This is a genomic window from Mesorhizobium sp. M7A.F.Ca.AU.001.01.1.1 (assembly GCF_004022735.1).
Taxonomy (GTDB): Bacteria; Pseudomonadota; Alphaproteobacteria; order Rhizobiales; family Rhizobiaceae; genus Mesorhizobium; species Mesorhizobium ciceri.
The window spans coordinates 1-4,456 of the sequence record NZ_RZPF01000563.1; the positions used below are offsets into that span (position 1 = coordinate 1).

Sequence of the window (4,456 nt, forward strand, 5' to 3'; positions counted from 1 at the left end):
GATATAAGCCCGCTCAGACGGCCGTGGCAGCGACGTTCGTCTCCCATCCATTCACCCAGACCTGCCGCAAGCGGTCGCCTTCGCCCTTGAAGCGTAACCCGGTCGCCTGGCAATCCGCGATCCGGTCGCTGCGGAAATTGCGGATCGCCTGGCGCAGCTCGCACCAGGCGACGATGTTGGCGGTTTCGGCGTAGTAGATCAGCGCGATCGGGCGGATGAGGCGCTCGGAGGCGCGGCCCATTTCGTCTCGATAGGAGAGGTCGAGCTTCTCCTCGTCGCGGATGGCGCGTCGCACCAGCGCAAGGTCGATCGCGCCGGTCGAAGGCGCGGCGAACCCCCACGCGTGCAGCGCATTGGCGTCGAATACCTGGCGCAAGGGCGGCGGCACCGCGCCGGCGATCTTGGCGCTGACGCGCTTGGCCGCCTGCTTGAGCTCGCTGTCGCCGGTGCGCTCCAGCAGCGCCAGCGACAGGACGATCGCCTCCATCTCCTCGATCGAGAACATCAGCGGCGGCAGGTCGAAGCCGGGACGCAGGATGTAGCCGATGCCGCGCCCGCCCTCGATCGGCACGCGCATCGCCTGCAGGGCGGCAATGTCGCGATAGATCGAGCGCACCGTCACCTCCAGCCGCTCGGCGATCGTCGCTGCCGTCACCGGCTGCCGCGCCAGCCGCACGATCTGGATGATCTCGAACAGGCGCGACGCCTTGCGCATTTTTCTCGCCCGGTTTCCATCACAACTGACACACCATCGTCAGTTGGGCTGACCTATAGGAGCGCCTATCGAATTGAAAATCAACAGGTTCCGCTGCGGTTTGGCGGATCGAGGCGGCAGGCAACTGACATGGGCTATGCGGAAAATCTCTGGCTTTTCTTTATCCTGCTGTTCGGCATCATCGCCGTTCCGGGCATGGATATGCTCTTCGTGCTTGCCAATGCACTGACCGGCGGCCGCGACCGAGGCCTTGCCGCGACCGGCGGCATCATGGTCGGCGGCATGGTGCACACGCTGAACGGCGCCATCGGCGTCGGCCTGCTGATGCATTTCGTGCCGATCCTGTTCAAGCCGCTGCTGCTTGCCGGCGCCGCCTACATGGCCTTCATAGGCATCACGCTGATGCGCAGTTCCATCATCGTCGGCCAGGAGGGGCCTGCCGGCAGCCGTTCCGCATGGAAGGCGTTTCGCCAGGGATTTGTGACCTGCCTGATCAACCCGAAGGCATACCTGTTCGTGCTTGCCGTCTACCCGCAGTTCCTGAAACCGGACTACGGTCCGATCTGGATGCAGGCGACGGTCATGGGGCTGCTGACCGTGGTGACGCAGGCTGCGATCTATGGCGGGCTGGCTATCACGGCCGGCCGCAGCCGCAACCTTCTGATCGCCAATCCGCGGGCGACCATTTTTGCCGGCCGCGCGGCCGGACTGCTGCTCTTTGCCGTATCGGTGTTCACGGCATGGGAAGGATTAAGGGCGGCGTAATCCCGGTCACCGCCGCCCACTTCCCTATGCCCTGTCAGGCAGCTCCCTGCCGGTTGTCGATCATGGCGCGGCGTGCCGAGCGGCGCCACTCGACGGCGCCGGCAAGGCCGTGCAGCACGGTCTCGGTGGTCGCCCAGTCGATGCAGCCATCGGTGATGCTCTGGCCATAGACCAGCGGCTTGCCCGGCACCACGTCCTGCCGGCCGGCGACGAGATTGCTCTCGATCATCAGGCCGATGATGCGCTCGTCGCCTGCCGCGACCTGGCCGGCGACATCTGCCGCCACCTTGGGCTGGTTCTCGGGCTTCTTGGCCGAGTTGGCGTGGCTGACATCGATCATCAGACGGGGCGCAACGCCGATGCGGGCGAGTTCCACAGCGGCGGCTTCGACGCTCGCCGTGTCATAGTTCGGCTGAACGCCGCCGCGCAGGATAACGTGGCAGTCCTCATTGCCCGTGGTCGTGGCGATGCCGCTGCGCCCGCCCTTGGTCACCGCCATGAAATGATGCGGCTGCGCGGCGGATTTCACCGCCTCGGCGGCTATGCGCAGATTGCCGTCGGTGCCGTTCTTGAAGCCGACCGGGCAGGAGAGGCCCGAGGCCAGTTCGCGGTGGATCTGGCTCTCGGTCGTGCGCGCGCCGATCGCGCCCCAGGCGACGAGGTCGGCAATGTATTGCGGGGTGGTCATGTCGAGGAATTCGGTCGCAGCCGGCAGGCCGAGATTGTTGACGGCCGACAGCACATTGCGTGCCATCCGCAGCCCCTTGTCGATGTTGAAGCTGCCGTCGAGGTGGGGATCGTTGATCAGGCCTTTCCAGCCGACCGTCGTGCGCGGCTTTTCGAAATAGACCCGCATCACGATCTCCAGCCGGTCCGACAGGCTCTCGCGCAGCGCCGCGAGACGGCTGGCGTAATCGACGGCCGCGACCGGATCGTGGATCGAACACGGGCCGACGATGACGAGCAGCCGGTCGTCGGTCCCGTTCAAGATGGCATGGGTTGCATTGCGCGATGCGCTGACGGTGCGCGTCGCCGTCAAAGTGCGCGGTATCTCCCGCATCACCTCGTCCGGTGTGCTCAGTTCTCGGATTTCCTTGACCCGGAGGTCGTCTGTGGTGGTCAACACGGCTTTCTGCTCCTGTCGAGAGCATGATGCCGAAAAGTGTGAAGCGGTTTTCGGACGACATCATGCTCCCCTTTGATTTAGAGGAAACCTGCCGGCTGAAAACAAAAAAGCCGCCAGGTATGGCGGCTGTTCGGATCTTGTTGCTGCAATCTTCAGATCGAGCGCAATCCTCCCGCCGCCAGCGAGCTCCTAAAGTACCAATATGTGACGGTCAGGTTGATCATGAGGCTCATATAGTCGATGCGGAGGCACTTGTCACGTGCCCTGATGCGGAGACAATTCGGGATGGCCGAAGCACCCAAATTTCGTCATCCCTGGGCGGAGCAGGAGCGAAGCTCCGTCGCGGAGACCCTGGGATCCATTCCGTGACTTTGGCCGAATGGTGCAGCGGAGCAGAATTCCGCACCGCAGCAACGCTCAGAAGTCGCGGCATGGATCCTCGGGTCTGCGCCGCGTCGCTACGCTCCTTGCACCGCCCGTGGATGACGAAGTGATGGGCGTTTGAGACTCGCCGGCGTTACTCCGGTGACGCCCCCGCAATGCTTTGATCGTAGTCGACCAGCGACCCGGTCATGACACCGGACTGCGGGCTGACCATGTAGCTGATCAGACGGGCAAGCTGGTCCGGCTTGACCAACTGGCCCATCGGCTGCGTCGCTTCGGCCTTCGCCAGCCAGTCGTCCGGCGCGTCGTGCCACTTCTTCTGCACGATGTCCTCGCCTTCCGTATCCATCCAGCCGGGCAGCACCGCATTGCAGCGGATGCGGTTGTAGCGATAGGCATTGGCGACATTCTTGGTCAGCGTCATCAGCGCGCCCTTGCTGGTCGAATAGGGCGTCAGGAACGACTGGCCGGTATGCGCCGACATCGACAGCACGTTGACGATCGAGCCGGGTGCCTTCTTTTCCAGGAGATGCGCCACCACGCCCTGCATCAGGAAGAACGGGCCGCGCACATTGGTATCGAAAATCGTATCGAACAACTCTTCGGAGGTTTCGACCAGCGAACCGCGCGCCGAAGTGGCGGCGGCGTTGACCAGCGCGTTGACGGTGCCGAAATGCGAGATCGCGGTGGCGACCGCGCGCTTGCAGTCCGCCACTTTTGACACATCGGCGCTGATGAAAATCGCATCGACGCCGGCTTTCTTGAAATGGGCGACAGCCTTGTCGCCCTTCTCCTGCGAGCGGCCGATGAGCGCCAGCGCCCGGCAGCCCTCGTCGGCCAACGCTTCGGCAACGGCAAAGCCGATGCCTTGCGCGCCGCCGGTGACGATGGCGCGTGTCTGTGAATTGCGATCGGCGGATGCGCTCATCGCTTTGCTCCTGGATTGAGTTCCGGTTCTTACTTGTCGAGGCGGACGGTCTTGCCGGTGGTTGCCGACTTTAGCGCGGCGTCCGCCAATCGAAGCGCGATAAGCCCATCGGCGCCGCTGGGTGATGCCTTCTTGCCCGAGGTCGCGGCGGCGATGAAAGAGGCAATCTCGATGGCATAGGCGTCGAGATAGCGGGTCATGAAGAAGTCGTGCAGCGGCGGGCGCGTATAGCCCTTCTCATTGGCCAGTTCGATCGACACCGGCCGCTGGTTCTCGGCAGCCACCATGCCTTTCGAGCCATGCACCTCGATGCGCTGGTCGTAGCCATAGGTGGCGCGGCGCGAGTTGGAGATGACGGCCTGCTTGCCGGACGCGGTCTCGAGAATGACGCTGACCGAGTCGAAATCGCCGGCCTCGCCGATCTTCTTGTCCACAAGCACCGAGGCATGCGCGCTCACGGCAACTGGTTCCTCGCCGAGCAGGAAGCGCGCCATGTCGAAATCATGGATGGTCATGTCGCGGAAAATCCCGCCCGATC

General features: G+C 63.9%; 5 protein-coding genes. 1 reads left to right on the plus strand and 4 read right to left on the minus strand.

The window, feature by feature from the left end; all coding sequences use genetic code 11:
• Positions 1 to 13: 13 nt before the first annotated feature.
• Positions 14 to 715: a YafY family protein gene (locus EN884_RS27075; RefSeq protein WP_063169771.1), complete on the minus strand. Its 702-nt coding sequence runs from the start codon at positions 713 to 715 to the stop codon at positions 14 to 16.
• Positions 716 to 844: 129 nt separating this feature from the next.
• Between EN884_RS27075 and EN884_RS27080 the strand changes: the two genes are divergently transcribed.
• The gene (locus tag EN884_RS27080) at positions 845 to 1,480 is read left to right on the plus strand and encodes a LysE family translocator (protein ID WP_027161048.1); all 636 of its coding nucleotides are present in this window, start codon (positions 845 to 847) and stop codon (positions 1,478 to 1,480) included.
• Between the two features lie 34 nt (positions 1,481 to 1,514).
• On the opposite strand, the gene EN884_RS27085 is transcribed toward EN884_RS27080, so the two are convergent.
• The 3 genes from EN884_RS27085 to EN884_RS27095 form a co-directional block, all read right to left on the minus strand.
• Complete coding sequence (locus tag EN884_RS27085) at positions 1,515 to 2,606, minus strand: 3-deoxy-7-phosphoheptulonate synthase (protein ID WP_063169772.1); 1,092 nt, start codon at positions 2,604 to 2,606, stop codon at positions 1,515 to 1,517.
• A 517-nt stretch (positions 2,607 to 3,123) separates the two neighbouring features.
• Entirely contained in the window at positions 3,124 to 3,918 is a 795-nt protein-coding gene (locus EN884_RS27090) for an SDR family oxidoreductase (protein ID WP_013528365.1), read from the minus strand.
• Between the two features lie 29 nt (positions 3,919 to 3,947).
• Positions 3,948 to 4,456 (minus strand): Gfo/Idh/MocA family oxidoreductase (locus EN884_RS27095; RefSeq protein ID WP_245491996.1); only part of this gene is annotated, 509 nt, incomplete at its 5' end.

What these genes read in the sequence shown, in the direction of transcription:
- EN884_RS27075 (WP_063169771.1), bottom strand. Translation starts at nt 715, where the DNA reads ATGCGCAAGGCGTCGCGCCTGTTCGAGATCATCCAGATCGTGCGGCTG.
- EN884_RS27080 (WP_027161048.1), top strand. Translation starts at nt 845, where the DNA reads ATGGGCTATGCGGAAAATCTCTGGCTTTTCTTTATCCTGCTGTTCGGC.
- EN884_RS27090 (WP_013528365.1), bottom strand. Translation starts at nt 3,918, where the DNA reads ATGAGCGCATCCGCCGATCGCAATTCACAGACACGCGCCATCGTCACC.